This window comes from Maritalea sp., from assembly GCF_047634455.1.
Lineage (GTDB): Bacteria > Pseudomonadota > Alphaproteobacteria > Rhizobiales > Devosiaceae > Maritalea.
The window spans coordinates 1-14,529 of the sequence record NZ_JBLIAI010000020.1 but is presented as its reverse complement, the minus strand read 5'-3'; the positions used below and the strand labels follow the sequence as shown (position 1 = coordinate 14,529).

Genomic DNA, 14,529 nt, shown 5'->3' with positions numbered 1-14,529 from the left:
ATGTCTGCTCAATTGCGCCCCCTCACCGCGACCAGCTTCAAGCGCCTGACGATAAAAATCGGGTCTGCACTGCTTGTTGATGATGAAACGGGGCAATTGCGCAAAGAATGGCTGGCAAGTCTGGCCGCTGACATTGCGGGGTTAAAAGTCAACGGCATTGAAGTGCTGATCGTATCTTCCGGGGCCATTTCTTTAGGTCGCCGGATATTGAAGCTGACGGCACAAAGCTTATCGCTTGATCAAAGCCAAGCCGCTGCCTCTGTTGGTCAAATCGCTTTATCCCAAGCCTATCGCGATGCACTGAGCGCACATGATGTGGTGACGGGGCAGATTTTGGTCACCCCCAACATCACCGAGCAACGTCGGCATTTTTTAAACGCGCGCACCACGATCAACACGTTGCTTGGTTTGGGCGCCGTGCCAATCATCAATGAAAATGACAGCGTTGCCACCAGTGAAATTCGCTATGGCGATAATGATCGGTTGAGCGCGCGGGTGGCGACCATGATTGAGGCCGACGGGCTGATCCTGTTTTCTGACGTTGATGGGTTATATACAGCCCCACCGCATCTTGATCCGAGCGCAAAGCACCTGCCGATTATTGAAAAAATCACCCCCGACATTGAAGCGATGGCCGGGGGAGCAGCCAGTCATCTTTCGCGCGGTGGCATGGTGACCAAAATTGAAGCGGCGAAGATGGCGGTAAATGCAGGCACAGCGATGGTGATCTGCAAGGGCCATGCGATGAACCCGCTGACCTGTCTGTTCGAGGGGGCCAAGCACAGCTATTTCGTGCCAAGCCACACCCCAAGGGCGGCGCGCAAAAACTGGATCATGGCGTCCATTCCCACTGGCCGAGTATTCATTGATCATGGCGCTTTGAAAGCCCTCAATTCTGGCCGCAGCTTGTTGCCGATTGGGGTGACCAAAGTTGATGGTCAATTTCAGCGCGGGGATGCGGTGGCCATTTTTGATCCGCTGAACGGTGAAGTCGCGCGGGGGCTTGCCAGCTTTGATGCGGGTGATGCACAAAAGATCGTGGGCCGTAGATCGCAAGAAATTGTTGATATTTTAGGGCCTGTTAGTCGCACAGAATTGGTGCATCGTGATAATTTGGTGCTCACTGGGGTTGAGTTAGAGGTGCACGCGAAATGATTGCTGAGAATTCACAACAGTCGAGCGATATCGTTGACGTTATGCGCGAACTCGGCGCGGCTGCAAAAGCGGCAGCGCGGGTGTTGGCGACCGCGACGCCGGCGCAGAAAAACTTAGCGCTCACCGCTGCCGCCGATCATTTGCTGGCCACAAGCAATGACATATTGGCCGCAAACGCTAAAGACATTGCAGCAGGCCATGCAAAGGGCATGAGCGCTGCGTTTATTGATCGGCTCACCCTTGATCACGATCGCATAGCATCCATTGCTAAGGGGCTTCGCGCTATCGCCGAATTGGATGATCCGGTGGGCCGTATAATCGCCACCATCGAGCGACCAAACGGGCTCAAGATCGAACGGGTTCGCACGCCTTTGGGTGTCATTGGCGTGATTTTTGAAAGCCGCCCAAATGTCACCGCTGACGCGGGTGCATTGTGCCTAAAATCCGGCAATGCGGTCATTTTGCGCGGCGGGTCGGATAGCCACCATTCTTCTCGCGCCATTCATGCCGCGTTGACTGCCGGATTAGAGCAAGCTGGCTTGCCGAAAACGGCGATACAATTGGTGCCGACAACGGACCGCGTAGCAGTGGGCGAAATGCTGATGGGACTAGATGGCACAGTCGATGTGATCGTGCCACGCGGCGGCAAGAGTTTGGTGGCCCGCGTTCAACAAGAAGCGCGGGTGCCAGTGTTCTCTCACCTTGAGGGCATATGCCACATTTATGTTGATAAAAGCGCCAACTTAGCCATGGCGAACGAAATTGTTTTGAACGCCAAAATGCGCCGAACCGGCATTTGCGGGGCGGCTGAAACCTTGCTCGTGCATAAAGATATTGCCGCTGGCACGGTCCCGGCACTTTGCAAGACTTTGGCGGCACAGGGATGCTCTATTCTGGGTGATGTTCCGGTGTGTGCCATGTTTGATGATGCAACGCCCGCCACCGAAGAAGATTGGTCCACCGAATATTTGGACGCGATCATATCTGTAAAAGTGGTCGACAACATTGATGCAGCGATCAAGCACGTGCAACACTATTCTTCTGGGCATACCGAAGCGATTATCGCCGAAGACAAAAGCGCTGTAGATCGTTTTTTTGCAGAAATTGATTCAGCGATTGTGATGCATAACGCTTCAACCCAATTTGCCGACGGTGGCGAATTCGGCATGGGTGCTGAAATTGGTATTGCGACAGGCAAAATGCATGCGCGGGGTCCAGTTGGGGTAGAGCAGTTGACCAGCTTTAAATATCTTGTTCATGGCACAGGACAGACCCGTCCGTGAGTACAATTTTCTTGGAAAATTCGCGCAGAAATCGTCTGCCGCATTCCGCTTCGGGCATGCGCATTGGCCTGTTCGGCGGCAGCTTCAACCCACCGCACGACGGGCATCGGTTGGTATCACGCCAAGCGCTCAAACGTTTGGGGCTGGACGCCGTTTGGTGGCTGGTCTCGCCAGGTAACCCCTTAAAGGATAATGCAACACTCCCCCCCCTCAGCCAACGCATCGATGACGCCCGCAAAATCATTGACCATCCAGGTGTTCGGATAACGGGATTTGAAGCAGAGCATGGTTTTCGGTACACCTATGACACGCTTGAGTTTTTGACCAACAGCCTACCAGACCGAAAATTTGTTTGGATTATGGGCGCTGACAATCTGGCCGGATTTCATAAATGGGAGCGCTGGCGCGACATTGCAAATTTGATGCCCATCGCGGTTTATGTGCGCCCCGGCAGCGCCCGACAAGCGCCGTTTTCCAAGGCTGCAATTGCGCTCGGGCGGCACCGCGTGGATGAAAGTGATGCGCATGCATTGATTGACATGAACGCACCTGCTTGGACCTATATGCACGGCATTATGAGCAATCTTTCTTCAACTCAAATTCGCAATGGCAAGAAGAACGAGCCAATAGCGGGATGAGGCTTGAAAAAACGCGCCAAAAAGCGCATAATCCACTTGTGAGCGGCCTAATGGCTGCATTGTTTTTTTAAAAGGACCAAACGAACCGACATGGTTTCTACATTGTCTCAGACAGTTGTTCGCCGATGACGCCGACAACCATTCACGAGGGCGCAAAAGCCCAAAAAAATCAACCTGATATCAAACTTTTAGATCTTGTTTCTGCTGTCTTGGAAGACGCCAAGGCAGAAGAAACAGTGGAAATTGATATTCGGCAAAAATCTAGCCTTGGTGATTACATGATTGTCACCTCTGGCCGATCAAACCGCCATGTGGGTGCGATTGCTGACCAATTGCAACGCGCTATGCGCGAAGCTGGTTATGGCCGCCCAAAAGTTGAAGGTCTGCCACAATGCGACTGGGTGCTTGTGGATGGTGGCGATGTAATTATTCACATATTCCGTCCAGAAGTGCGCGAGTTCTATAACATTGAAAAAATGTGGTCCGCGGATTTTCCCGGTGAAACCGCTTAATCCATGCGCATTTCGATTGCCGCTATTGGTCGGCTAAAAACCGGCCCGGAGCGGCAATTGGTAGACCGATATCTTGAACGCGCAATTGGTGCGGGCAAGCAAATGGGGCTTACTGGGTTTAATATCAACGAATTCAGCGAAGCCCGACATGACAATAGCGCGCAGCGCAAACTTCAAGAAGCAGAACAACTGCTTAGCTGTTGTCCGGAGGGTGCAAAGCTCATTGCGCTTGATGAGCGGGGGCGAACAATGACCAGCCCTGATTTTGCACAAAGGCTTGGTCAGTTCCGAGATGATGGCGCTCGACAATGCGCCTTCGTGATCGGTGGTCCCGACGGGCTTGATGCGGCGGTGCGCAAGCGGGCCGATCTTGTATTAAGCTTTTCCCCCCTCACCTGGCCGCACCAGATTGTGCGCGCACTCTTGTGTGAACAGATCTACCGCGCCATCACAATAATGGGTGGCCACCCCTATCACCGTGAATAACCCCAAACATTCGTCGAACTAAATCACAAAAACGCCTTTTGATTTGCTAGATTGAAAGCGTTGATTCGGTCCTTCACCAGCGCTTTGAGGTCATTTGAGTTTGGCTCGTGCTTTTTTTTCCACATTCCTTTTACGCTGTGCATTGGCCTGCGGCGTTGTCACGCTGTCATTCAGCACAAGTGCGCTTGCGCAATTTGTCGACCCGCAAACGGCACAGGACGCCCGTGCGGAACTGCAAAGGGTCGAGCAAACCATTGAAATCAGCGCTGAGCGTATCGATGTTTTGCGCCAAGAAATCACCGACATGGAAGGCGACCGTTCTCAGCAGACTGCGGCGCTGATTGCCTCTGCACAACGGGTAAAACTTGCCGAGATTGAAGCTGCCTCAATCGCTGAGCGGGTGGTGGAACTGCGCGCGGAAGAAACAAGCATCAAAGCGACTTTGGATGTCGAAAATGGCGAAATTGGCACCTTGCTTACCGCGCTACAGATCATTGGCCGCAACCCGCCGCCCGCCCTTATTGTTGAACCCAATAACGCCACAAAATCAGCGCGAGCGGCGCTTTTGCTTGCAGCTATTCTGCCCCAATTGAGCGACCGCGCAGACGCCATTAGAGTTGAACTTGATGCATTGCTGGAAATAAAACAACTGGTTGAGGCGGAGGAAGATCAGTTGCGTCAGAACCTCAATATTTTGCGCGAAGAAAAACTGCGCATTGCCGTTCTCATTGAAGCACGGCGCAAGGGTGTTGAGCGCGCAAGCCAAGCCTTGGATTCTGAACAGCGAGAAGCCGAACTGCTGGCCAGCCGCGCCCAATCATTAAGCCAATTATTGAAAGTGCTCGAAGACGAGGTGCTTTCGGTTGGCCAAGCCAATGAAGCCGCGCGACAATCGGATGCAAATTCTGGCTATGGCATCGGCGAACGATTGGAAATCGAAGCGATAAAATTGGCGTTAGCGGACACAACCCGAAACAAACCAGCGTTTCCATTTTCATTGGGCAAGGGGTACCTCACGGTTCCTAGTAACGGGGTCAGTGTTATTGAATTTGACTCAAATGACGGATTTGGCGGCCAAGCCAAAGGTACCTTCATCGTCACCCGAGCGGAAGCCCAAGTGGTGGCGCCGGCGGATGGATGGGTTATTTATCACGGCCCCTACCTTAATTACGGCCAAATTGTCATCTTAAACGTAGGGCAAGACTACAATTTTTTATTGGCAGGATTGGCAAGTACGAATGTTGAGTTAGGACAGTTTGTGCTAATGGGAGAACCTTTGGGAATTATGGGCAAGCGCACAATTTCTCAAACAATAGCGACCAGTGCTGGTAACTCTCGACCAACGCTATATATTGAGCTACGCAAAGAAGGGGAACCAATTGATCCTTCTGATTGGTGGGCAACCACAAAAACCGCAACGCAAAACGGGTAGAAAATGAAATCAGGTATTGTTCGGGCACTTTGGCTGTCCACTGTTATGATCACCACCAGCACTGTCGGCGCAATTGCGCAAGAGATTAGCGCAGGCCCGTTGAACGACGACGAGGTCTATCAAGAGCTAAACTTGTTTGGGGAGATTTTTGATCGTATTCGTGAAGAATATGTGGATGCGCCCAATGAACGCGAGTTGGTTCGCGCGGCCATACAAGGCATGCTGAGTTCTCTTGATCCCCATTCAGGATATCTTGACCCTGAAAATTTTGCGGATGTGCGCGAAGATACGCAAGGCACTTTTGGCGGCTTGGGCATCGAAGTTATTTTAGAGAATGAAGTGATCAAAGTGGTGTCACCAATTGATGAAACACCGGCCGCCCGTGCTGGTGTTTTGGCTGGTGATCTGATTGTCGAATTGGATGGCGAAAAAGTTTTGGGTCAGTCACTTGACCAAGCCGTTGAAAAAATGCGCGGCGAAATTGGCACCGATATTGTTTTGACCATTATTCGCGAAGGTGTCAGTGAGCCGATCAAGATCACAATTACGCGCGACATAATTTCCTTCCGCGTGGTGCGGACGTCCATTCGTGAGAATGTGGGTGTCGTCCGGCTGGCGCGTTTTACCGGCCAAGCATATGCTGGAATTGAAGATGGAATTCGAGAGTTGCATGAAGAACTTGGCGACGATCTGAAAGGGCTTATTCTTGACCTGCGCAACAATCCGGGCGGCCTTGTTGATCAGGCCGTTTATATTTCGGATGCGTTTTTGGCCCGAGGGAATATCCTGTCTACCCGCGGTCGGACCGACGAAGAAAATACACGATATGATGCAAATCCCGACGATCTTGATAAATTGATCGCGGATATCCCACTGATTGTTTTGGTCAATGGTGGTTCTGCATCCGCATCCGAAATTGTTGCTGGTGCATTGCAAGATCAAAAACGGGCGACATTGGTTGGCACTCGTTCTTTTGGCAAAGGCTCTGTGCAATCCATCATTCCACTTGGGGCGAACGGCGCCATGCGATTGACGACATCGCGCTACTACACGCCAAGCGGTCGCTCCATTCAGGCGGCGGGCATAATACCGGACATCGAAATATTCCAAGACGTCCCCGAAGAGCTGCAGGGCCGCGATGAAATTATTGGTGAGGCGGCGCTTGACGGCCAAATTGGCGGTGGCACGGAAGAAGAGGCAACAACGGGGTCTTCGGTCTATGTGCCGGGTGATCCGGATAAGGATAATCAGCTAAAATTTGCTGTCGATTTGATCAATGGGCTGGAAACAAATGAGGCCTTTCCACCCCAATCTGATGGATAGTCAAAGGGAGATTTGATCAAACCGTCCAACAATGGACTTAACAGGACGATCTGCGGCACATGATGGACCAGCTGGATAAGCCCTTGGGCCGCAAACGCGGCAAGGCGAAGCCAAAAGAACCAAAAAGCACTTTTCCAAGATTGCCGATGGTGCCAATTGCCATCTTCGTTTTGGCATTGGTGCTGGGTGCGCCGATCGCATGGATGTTTTTTGTCGACAACCCCGAAGGCGGTCGGCCGGTTGCCGATGTTGAAGTCAATTCAGTCGTGGACAGCAATGAGTTGGCAAGAAACCTAACGGTTGAAAATGCAACACCGGTCGACGAGCAAACCATAGACACAGCCGAAACTTTAGACGGTGACCAACTTGTTGTTAGCACGGATGATTTGCCGGAAGGTGACGATGCACCTTTAGACGAAACCACTGCGCGCAAAGACATGTTGGAACAAAGTCAGCACGGCTACATTCCGCAGATCGCCAGCAATGGTGACCGGCCGTTGGACGTTTATGCGCGCCCCTCCATCACCCTTAGTTCCGCAAATGGCAAACCACTCATTGCGGTTGTGGTTACCGGTTTGGGGCTCTCCAAAGATGGCAGCAATAATGCGATCGCCACATTGCCTGATGATTTTACCTTGGCGTTTGCCCCTTACGGCAAATCGGTCGCCGAACTGGCGCGCAAGGCGCGCGAGGGCGGACACGAAATCATGCTGCAAGTGCCGCTTGAGCCTTTCGACTATCCGCAAAACGACCCGGGTCCGCAAACTTTGCTGATCGGACAATCGGTACGCTCCAACCTTGATCGGCTATACTGGTTGATGTCCAGAATAGAGGGCTATACTGGCATCATCAACCATATGGGCGCAAAATTCACCTCATCGTCAGGAGATTTTGAACCCATTATGGAAGAAATCGCCCTGCGCGGGCTCGCCTATTTTGACGATGGCTCATCAAATCGTTCGGTCGCGCCGCAATTGGCGCAACGTTCGGGGGCAGCATTTGCCGTTGCCGACTTGACCTTAGATGACACGCCGTCACGGGCCAAGATTTTGGTACAATTAACCCGGCTGGAAACGCGTGCCCGCGAAAACGGGTCTGCGATTGGCCTTGCTGCGGTGTTGCCTATTTCAGTGCGCACCCTAACCGAGTGGGCGCAAACACTAGAGGATAAGGGTATTATACTTGTGCCCTTGAGCGCTCTTTATACTAACGATAGTGGAACTTAAAATGACTAATTTTGCATTGCGTGAGCAGCTGCCCTACCGGCCGTGCGTTGGCATTGTGTTGTTCAATGACAAGGGGAAAGTTTTCGCGGGCAAGCGCTTGCCGCAAGACAAACACTTTGCCAAATATATTTGGCAATTACCACAAGGCGGCATCGATAAGGGTGAGGTCGCCGCTGAGGCCGCATTGCGCGAGCTTTATGAAGAAACAAATGTTAAATCGGTTGAAATAATCGAAAAAACCAAAGAGCCACTGTTTTACGACCTGCCCGATGATTTGCTCGGTATCGGTTTGAAGGGCAAGTATCGCGGTCAACGCCAAGACTGGTTTGCGCTGCGCTTTGTTGGCGATGAGGATGAAATCAACGTCAAGCGGCCCGCCAACGGGCAACACCGCGCGGAGTTTAGCGCTTGGGCATGGAAAGAACTTTCAGAAATGCCAGATTTGATCGTGCCATTCAAACGCAAGGTCTACCAAGACCTACTTAAAGCTTTCGCCCATATCGGCCCGAAAGAGGCTGCATAAGTGAAGACAATTGGGCTCATAGGTGGCATGAGTTGGGAATCAACCGCGCTTTATTACACGGCCATCAATCGCGAAATCGCCAAGCGCAAAGGCGGGCTGCATTCTGCACCTATCCTAATGCATTCGGTTGATTTTGCGCCGATTGCTGCACTGCAAGCCACCCATGACTGGGAAAAGCTTGGCGACGAAATGGCAAGCAGTGCGCAGCGCTTGGAACGTGCGGGGGCCGAAGCGATATTTTTGGCAACAAACACCATGCACAATGTGGCAGACCGCATTGAGGCCGCTGTAAAACTGCCTTTGGTGCATATTGCCACGCCAACCGCTGAGGCTTTATTGGCCGACGGCATTGAACGAGTTGCGCTGCTGGGCACCGCCTTCACAATGGAAATGCCGTTCTATATTGACCGATTGAAAAATAGCGGTTTAGACGTGCTCGTTCCTGAAGTCGATCGGACGAATTTGTCAGGCATTATCTACAATGAATTGTGCAAAGGTATTGTCACCGATCAGTCCCGTGCGATCTATATACACGCCATCCAACACTTAATGGCGCGCGGTGCTCAAGCTGTGATTTTGGGCTGCACAGAAATCACCATGCTGATTGGCGATGATGATAGTCCCCTCCCCACATATGATACGACCGCCCTTCATGCCAAGGCGGCCGCTGATTTTATTCTAAGTTAGATTATGCTTATTCGGCACTTGTGATGATCCAACGCTGGTTGTTGTCACTTTGCGCCGTGCGGGTGACCGCTGAATTGTCATTGATCCCCCCAGTGCAGCAACAAAACGGCCGTTGCTGAAGCGCACCGAATTGAACGCCAAGTTCATCCTGCTTTCATGTGATTTTTATCGGCAATATTTAGCGGTTGGACCCATGTGAACCCAAAATGAATGACCAGTTCACCCCCGGCACACAGAGCAAAATGTAGAAAAGGATAAGTTTTAACCTCAGGGAGATTTCAAATGTCAGCGCATCGCAAAATTGCACAAACTTCATCAATCCTCGCCGCAACCGTTATCCTATTGGTTGCCGGTGTCCTCACCAGCTACGCAGCGCCACAAGCATCGCTGACGGCGGGCGACAAATGCACCGTCGCCTCAGGCCCGAACAAAGGTAAAACGGGCACCTATGGAGACGATGGTTGGTGTGAAGGTGATTGGGGCGGCACTGAATGTGGTGCCACAAAATGCAAAGTGGTCGCTGCTAACGCCATCGTTCGCGGTAATTACACCCACAAAGGTAATTTCGTTCAGAAAATGAAAATGCACACAATGTTTAAGCTTTGAGCCCCCGCAAACTTGCATCCATGCCAAGGTGCGCCCCTGAGTAGGCCGTACACCGCCGATGGGCGCAAGCGGCAACCAAACAATTCGGTTTTCATTACGCCGGTCATTGCACCATGTCGTTCAGGTGAACACCAGACGTGAGCCTGCGACCATAGAGATAGTTTACGGAGCTCTACCACCTTTTCATGACCGTCCTCCGCTTCATCGACCAAAGGTAAACCTGCTGGGTTGAAGATTTTAACCTCTGCACCAAAGTGTCGAAGAACTTTTGCGGCTTCCTCTGTCATTAATTTAGAATAGGAACGTTGGCGAAGTGAACCATAAAGCATCAAACCCGTGGGCGCTGATAAACCTCACTCGACTTAGCCAACCCGTCAAAGTCGATGGGCTCCAATTGCTTAAGATCGATATTCGGTAGGTCTTTGTTCATGGGACGGCAATGACTTCCCCGTCTTCCTTAGTGAAGACAGTACCTGACGGCACATCTAGCAACGAGAACACGGTTTCGGATGGGCGGCACAGTGCAATGCCCTTTTTGGTACAAACAATCGGCCTGTTGACCAAGACGGGATGTGCCAACATTGCATTGAGAATGGTTTCATCTGAAACTGCCGGGTCGGTAAGCCCCAGTTCTTCAGCGGGCGACTTGCCCACTCGCAAAGCCTCGCGAGGCGTTAAATTGGCAGTGGCAAACAGTGCTTGAAGTTGCGCACGCGACCAACCTGTTTTGAGATACTCAACAACAATAGGCTCACCCGTGAACCCGCGGATAATTTCAAGAACATTGCGCGAGGTGCCACATTCTGGATTGTGATGAATTACGATTGTCATGGGCTATTTTCCAATTAATTCTTAGATATCGCCGTTTCCAGAGCCAGCTTTGCCATGGAAAACTTATAGCAGTGATCGAATTCCAAACAGGATAGTCATCCCCCCTGAACGAGGTCAGAACTGACAGCTCACGCGATAAGACCCAGACCGGTGCTATCGATTTCAAAAGAGAAGACTTTTCCGTGCATCTCTTCGTTGACGGAGAAATGCAAACTGTCATGGAATATTGTTCCGTAGCCGTGTTTGTGTCGCTCAGCTTTTGTCATGCATTGTTTCCCCTCTATGTTGGAAAGTGAGCCTTCGTTCGATTTGCGAATGCGACCAGAGAAAGCATCACGGGCACTTCGACCAGCACACCGACGACCGTAACAAGCGCTGCGCCAGAGTTGAGGCCAAAAAGCCCGATTGCGACGGCAACTGCCAATTCAAAGAAGTTGGACGTACCAATCATTGCGCATGGCGCTGCGATCCTAAAAGGAACCTTCATCGCCCATGCGGCTGCATAGGCAATCGCAAAAATGCCGTATGACTGGAGGAGTAACGGCACGGCAATCAGGGCAATAAGCACTGGTTGTGCTAAAATCACGCTGCCTTGAAAACCAAACAGCAATACCACGGTTGCCAGCAACCCAACGATTGAGAATGGTTTTAACTTGGTTGTAAAAGCTGAAACGGCGTCTTCCGATTTGCTACCGCGCATCAGAGCAAGACGCGTAAATGCTCCGGCACAAAGGGGAACAACTATGTAAAGAACAACACTGAGCACCAACGTCGCCCAAGGCACAGGGATGTCGGTTACCCCCAGAAGCAGAGCAACAATCGGTGCGTAGGCAAAGACCATGATCAAGTCATTCACACTGACTTGCACCAATGTATAATTGGCGTCACCACGCGTGAGCTGAGACCACACAAACACCATTGCCGTGCAGGGTGCCGCGCCCAAAAGAATTAGACCAGCGATATATGAATCCGCCTCGGCAGGATTTATCAAGTCGATGAATAGATATTTGAAGAACAGCACACCAAGTGCGGCCATGGTGAACGGCTTAATTAGCCAGTTGACGACGAGGGTAATCAACAAACCCTTCGGCTGGTCTTTCACATTTCTGATGCTGCCGAAGTCAACCGACACCATCATCGGGTAAACCATCGCCCATATCAGAACAGCAACCACCAGATTTACATGAGCGTATTCAAAGGACGCAAGTGACTGGAATATTGTGGGAAATAACTGACCAAGCAGAATGCCCAATGTAATCGATAGTGCTACCCAGATAGACAGCCATTTCTCAAAGATGCCGATTCCGGTCGGGGCTGTCTGAACAGCACCGTTGGTACTATCATTCATAGTTTGCTCCTCAACAAGCACATGCAATTTCATCAATAATCGGCTGGCAAAGCTCTGGTCGGCCTCCACAGCAATCTTCCAACAGGAAACCAAGCAGTCCACGCACCGCCTCCAACTCTGCGAAGTAACGGATTGTTCTACCTTGTCGCTGGTTGCGGACAAGCCCGGCAGTCAACAACACAGTTAGATTGGCAGACATTGTATTCTGTTTGACATCGAGCAATTCCCCCAACTCACCGGCCAACAAACCTTGTGCACCCGCTTTCATCAGCAGACGAAAAACATCAAGTCGCGTTTGTTGGCTGAGAGCAGAAAATGCTGAAGTTGGTTCTATTTGTTCCATACATCATGAATAATTGATATATTAGATGGTTGCAACACTTAAGTCGATTATGGCGAGGCTTCCGGCGGCACATCAATAATCGAGCATTCAGACACGCAGCAATTGAGCGGGAGCGCAGGGCCCAACAGCGAACGACTGCTTCCGCCTCATGCGAGTTTTGCGATTTCTGCCGGTTTATCCACAGAGCTGACATTCAAGTGAACTTATCAAATACCGTTTCTGGCCTAACTGTGGCGGTTAGGTCAGGTTCGTGTGACGTTCAATATTAGGAAAATGGTGCACCGGGGCGAAGAAACCTCGAACACGATTCTGGAAACGCTAGAAGAATGGAATGACTATCTCAAGACTGAAAATATTAGTTTAGACGGCATCAATACATCACCAGAAAACCAGCAACAAGCTCGGCCACGTATCCAACGTAAAGGGCCGTCACTATGAGGAAAGTCGAAGGAACTCCTGTCGTTGCATCAATTGGCTCAGACTTCACTAATTCATCCGCGCGACCACCAGAGCCAAAGAAAAAGCAACCTCGCATTACATTTCGAGTAACAGATGAGGAAATGGCGAAACTCACTCATTCATCCGCAGGTATGTCCGTTAGTGCATATTTGCGTGATTGCATATTTGGCAAAGATGCAGCGCCACGAAAGGTACGCAGCCGGGTGCCAATCAAAGACCAGAAAGCTCTAGGTCGAGTTCTTTTTGCGCTTGGACAAACTCGTATAGCCAACAACCTCAATCAAATTGCCTATGAAGCTCATTGCGGCTCGTTATTGCTTGATGTGCAGACAGATGAACAACTGAATGAAGCGTGTCAGCACATAAAGGACATGCGCTCTGATCTAGTTAAGGCGCTTGGTGTTGGTGACGGCGCAGCGCCATGATTCTGAAAGGCAGTGAACGAGGCGGCGCAATTCAGATGGCGCGACACCTTGAAAACACGCACGACAATGAAATTGTCACCGTGCATCAAATACGAGGCTTCGTTTCTGATACCGTCGCCGGTGCTTTGTCAGAGGCGTATGCGATTAGTCAGGGAACAAAGTGCAGAAACTTCATTTTCTCGCTCAGCCTTAGTCCGCCTGAAACTGAAAAGGTCCCTGTTGGGATATTCGAGAAAGCTATTTCAGACATTGAAAACAAGCTCGGATTGGCTGGCCAACCTTGTGTGATTGTGTTCCACGAAAAAGAAGGTCGTCGCCATGCCCATTGCGTTTGGTCACGCATTGATGGGGACGCCATGAAGGCAATCAACATTTCACATTACAAGCTCAAGCTGCGAGATATTTCACGAGAGCTGTATCTCGAGCACAATTGGCAGATGCCACGTGGCTTGATGAATAGTGAGGAACGCGATCATCTCAATTATTCCTATGAAGAATATCAACAAGCAAAACGTATCAAGGCCAATCCAAAAATCATCAAACAAGCGTTTCAAGATTGCTGGGCCGTCTCTGATGGCTGCCACACGTTCGCACATGCATTGGAGGAACGAGGCTATTACCTAGCGAAAGGTGACAGGCGCAGTTTTGTTGCTGTTGATTGGCGCGGCGAAGTTTACGCCATTTCAAAATGGGTTGGCATTCGCACTAAGGACATAAAAACCAAACTTGGTGATCCAGACAAATTACAAACTATCGATAGGACCAAACAACAATTGGCAACGAATTTCACCGCAAAACTTCGCGAATACGCAGATCAAGAGATTAGTCGATATCAAAATGGTGCAACTGCCCTCGTAGAAAGACGTCAGAACCTTTCGGAAACACATAGGCAGAAACGCAATGAGTTAGAAGCTCAACAAGAAAAACGACGCGTTGCGGAAACCAAGCAACGGACTTCACAACTACCAAAAGGCCTAAAAGCACTGTGGTTTCGAATTACTGGCAAATACGCCAGAATTAAAACCCAAATTGAAAAGGAAGCCAGAGCTAGCGAAACGCGAACAATTGCTGAAATACAATCTTTGATTGAAAAGCAATTGTCAGAACGTCGATTGCTTCAACATAAAGTCAGGCAAGAACGTCATCGCCATACGATAACCCTCAAGAAACTCAATCGAGAGATTAAAAGACAATTGGGTGGCGATGATTTTGAACAGAAACGTAAAATAAGTATAACAAAAAATGTTCAGAA

19 protein-coding genes are annotated in these 14,529 nt (G+C 50.6%); 13 read left to right on the top strand and 6 right to left on the bottom strand.

Going from position 1 to position 14,529, the window contains the following annotated elements; translation table 11 throughout:
* The 11 genes from proB to ACJAZW_RS07275 all read left to right on the top strand — a co-directional run bounded on the left by proB (position 1) and on the right by ACJAZW_RS07275 (position 9,871).
* The gene (gene proB / locus ACJAZW_RS07325) at positions 1–1,155 is read left to right on the top strand and encodes a glutamate 5-kinase (protein ID WP_415156576.1); all 1,155 of its coding nucleotides are present in this window, start codon (positions 1–3) and stop codon (positions 1,153–1,155) included.
* Positions 1,152–2,438, top strand: coding sequence for a glutamate-5-semialdehyde dehydrogenase (locus ACJAZW_RS07320; protein ID WP_415156574.1), 1,287 nt, complete (start codon positions 1,152–1,154; stop codon positions 2,436–2,438). The genes proB and ACJAZW_RS07320 overlap by 4 nt, the downstream gene beginning before the upstream one ends.
* On the top strand, positions 2,435–3,076 hold the full coding sequence (locus tag ACJAZW_RS07315; protein WP_415156572.1) for a nicotinate-nucleotide adenylyltransferase: 642 nt from the start codon (positions 2,435–2,437) through the stop codon (positions 3,074–3,076). Before ACJAZW_RS07320 ends, ACJAZW_RS07315 begins: the two co-directional genes overlap by 4 nt.
* Positions 3,077–3,201: 125 nt before the next feature.
* Positions 3,202–3,588, top strand: coding sequence for a ribosome silencing factor (rsfS, locus tag ACJAZW_RS07310; RefSeq protein WP_415156570.1), 387 nt, complete (start codon positions 3,202–3,204; stop codon positions 3,586–3,588).
* A 3-nt stretch (positions 3,589–3,591) separates the two neighbouring features.
* Positions 3,592–4,074, top strand: a complete 483-nt coding sequence (rlmH, locus tag ACJAZW_RS07305) for a 23S rRNA (pseudouridine(1915)-N(3))-methyltransferase RlmH (protein WP_415156568.1) — start codon at positions 3,592–3,594, stop codon at positions 4,072–4,074.
* A 100-nt stretch (positions 4,075–4,174) separates the two neighbouring features.
* Positions 4,175–5,506, top strand: coding sequence for a murein hydrolase activator EnvC family protein (locus tag ACJAZW_RS07300; protein WP_415156566.1), 1,332 nt, complete (start codon positions 4,175–4,177; stop codon positions 5,504–5,506).
* Between the two features lie 3 nt (positions 5,507–5,509).
* Positions 5,510–6,829 (top strand): S41 family peptidase, encoded by a 1,320-nt coding sequence (locus ACJAZW_RS07295; protein ID WP_415156564.1) that lies wholly within the window; start codon positions 5,510–5,512, stop codon positions 6,827–6,829.
* Positions 6,830–6,888: 59 nt separating this feature from the next.
* Complete coding sequence (locus tag ACJAZW_RS07290; RefSeq protein WP_415156562.1) at positions 6,889–8,055, top strand: divergent polysaccharide deacetylase family protein; 1,167 nt, start codon at positions 6,889–6,891, stop codon at positions 8,053–8,055.
* Between the two features lies 1 nt (position 8,056).
* Positions 8,057–8,578, top strand: coding sequence for an RNA pyrophosphohydrolase (locus ACJAZW_RS07285; protein ID WP_415156560.1), 522 nt, complete (start codon positions 8,057–8,059; stop codon positions 8,576–8,578).
* Positions 8,579–9,265, top strand: coding sequence for an aspartate/glutamate racemase family protein (locus ACJAZW_RS07280; RefSeq protein WP_415156558.1), 687 nt, complete (start codon positions 8,579–8,581; stop codon positions 9,263–9,265). It abuts the gene before it with no gap.
* Positions 9,266–9,547: 282 nt separating this feature from the next.
* Positions 9,548–9,871, top strand: coding sequence for a hypothetical protein (locus tag ACJAZW_RS07275; protein ID WP_415156556.1), 324 nt, complete (start codon positions 9,548–9,550; stop codon positions 9,869–9,871).
* Here the strand turns inward: ACJAZW_RS07275 and ACJAZW_RS07270 are convergent.
* The 6 genes from ACJAZW_RS07270 to ACJAZW_RS07245 form a co-directional block, all read right to left on the bottom strand.
* Positions 9,835–10,158: an NAD(P)H-dependent oxidoreductase gene (locus tag ACJAZW_RS07270; protein WP_415156630.1), complete on the bottom strand. Its 324-nt coding sequence runs from the start codon at positions 10,156–10,158 to the stop codon at positions 9,835–9,837. The two genes, ACJAZW_RS07275 and ACJAZW_RS07270, sit on opposite strands and share 37 nt — an antisense overlap.
* 139 nt (positions 10,159–10,297) lie before the next feature.
* Positions 10,298–10,702, bottom strand: coding sequence for an arsenate reductase (glutaredoxin) (gene arsC / locus ACJAZW_RS07265; protein ID WP_415156554.1), 405 nt, complete (start codon positions 10,700–10,702; stop codon positions 10,298–10,300).
* 128 nt (positions 10,703–10,830) lie between these two features.
* Entirely contained in the window at positions 10,831–10,968 is a 138-nt protein-coding gene (locus ACJAZW_RS07260; protein ID WP_415156552.1) for a hypothetical protein, read from the bottom strand.
* A gap of 14 nt (positions 10,969–10,982) precedes the next feature.
* Positions 10,983–12,050 (bottom strand): ACR3 family arsenite efflux transporter, encoded by a 1,068-nt coding sequence (arsB, locus tag ACJAZW_RS07255; RefSeq protein ID WP_415156550.1) that lies wholly within the window; start codon positions 12,048–12,050, stop codon positions 10,983–10,985.
* A 10-nt stretch (positions 12,051–12,060) separates the two neighbouring features.
* On the bottom strand, positions 12,061–12,393 hold the full coding sequence (locus ACJAZW_RS07250; RefSeq protein ID WP_415156548.1) for an ArsR/SmtB family transcription factor: 333 nt from the start codon (positions 12,391–12,393) through the stop codon (positions 12,061–12,063).
* Between the two features lie 370 nt (positions 12,394–12,763).
* Complete coding sequence (locus ACJAZW_RS07245; protein ID WP_415156546.1) at positions 12,764–12,928, bottom strand: hypothetical protein; 165 nt, start codon at positions 12,926–12,928, stop codon at positions 12,764–12,766.
* 25 nt (positions 12,929–12,953) lie between these two features.
* On the opposite strand from ACJAZW_RS07245, the gene ACJAZW_RS07240 reads away from it, so the two are divergent.
* Entirely contained in the window at positions 12,954–13,277 is a 324-nt protein-coding gene (locus ACJAZW_RS07240; RefSeq protein ID WP_415156544.1) for a plasmid mobilization protein, read from the top strand.
* The coding region (locus ACJAZW_RS07235; RefSeq protein ID WP_415156542.1) for a relaxase/mobilization nuclease domain-containing protein at positions 13,274–14,529 on the top strand (1,256 nt) is incomplete at its 3' end. The genes ACJAZW_RS07240 and ACJAZW_RS07235, both read left to right, overlap by 4 nt.

Bases quoted from the DNA above. Each gene is read 5' to 3' on its own strand.
- proB (WP_415156576.1), top strand. From the start codon at position 1: ATGTCTGCTCAATTGCGCCCCCTCACCGCGACCAGCTTCAAGCGCCTG.
- ACJAZW_RS07320 (WP_415156574.1), top strand. From the start codon at position 1,152: ATGATTGCTGAGAATTCACAACAGTCGAGCGATATCGTTGACGTTATG.
- rsfS (WP_415156570.1), top strand. From the start codon at position 3,202: ATGACGCCGACAACCATTCACGAGGGCGCAAAAGCCCAAAAAAATCAA.
- rlmH (WP_415156568.1), top strand. From the start codon at position 3,592: ATGCGCATTTCGATTGCCGCTATTGGTCGGCTAAAAACCGGCCCGGAG.
- ACJAZW_RS07295 (WP_415156564.1), top strand. From the start codon at position 5,510: ATGAAATCAGGTATTGTTCGGGCACTTTGGCTGTCCACTGTTATGATC.
- ACJAZW_RS07290 (WP_415156562.1), top strand. From the start codon at position 6,889: ATGATGGACCAGCTGGATAAGCCCTTGGGCCGCAAACGCGGCAAGGCG.
- ACJAZW_RS07285 (WP_415156560.1), top strand. From the start codon at position 8,057: ATGACTAATTTTGCATTGCGTGAGCAGCTGCCCTACCGGCCGTGCGTT.
- ACJAZW_RS07275 (WP_415156556.1), top strand. From the start codon at position 9,548: ATGTCAGCGCATCGCAAAATTGCACAAACTTCATCAATCCTCGCCGCA.
- ACJAZW_RS07270 (WP_415156630.1), bottom strand. From the start codon at position 10,158: ATGACAGAGGAAGCCGCAAAAGTTCTTCGACACTTTGGTGCAGAGGTT.
- arsC (WP_415156554.1), bottom strand. From the start codon at position 10,702: ATGACAATCGTAATTCATCACAATCCAGAATGTGGCACCTCGCGCAAT.
- ACJAZW_RS07260 (WP_415156552.1), bottom strand. From the start codon at position 10,968: ATGACAAAAGCTGAGCGACACAAACACGGCTACGGAACAATATTCCAT.
- arsB (WP_415156550.1), bottom strand. From the start codon at position 12,050: ATGAATGATAGTACCAACGGTGCTGTTCAGACAGCCCCGACCGGAATC.
- ACJAZW_RS07250 (WP_415156548.1), bottom strand. From the start codon at position 12,393: ATGGAACAAATAGAACCAACTTCAGCATTTTCTGCTCTCAGCCAACAA.
- ACJAZW_RS07245 (WP_415156546.1), bottom strand. From the start codon at position 12,928: ATGCGAGGTTGCTTTTTCTTTGGCTCTGGTGGTCGCGCGGATGAATTA.
- ACJAZW_RS07240 (WP_415156544.1), top strand. From the start codon at position 12,954: ATGGCGAAACTCACTCATTCATCCGCAGGTATGTCCGTTAGTGCATAT.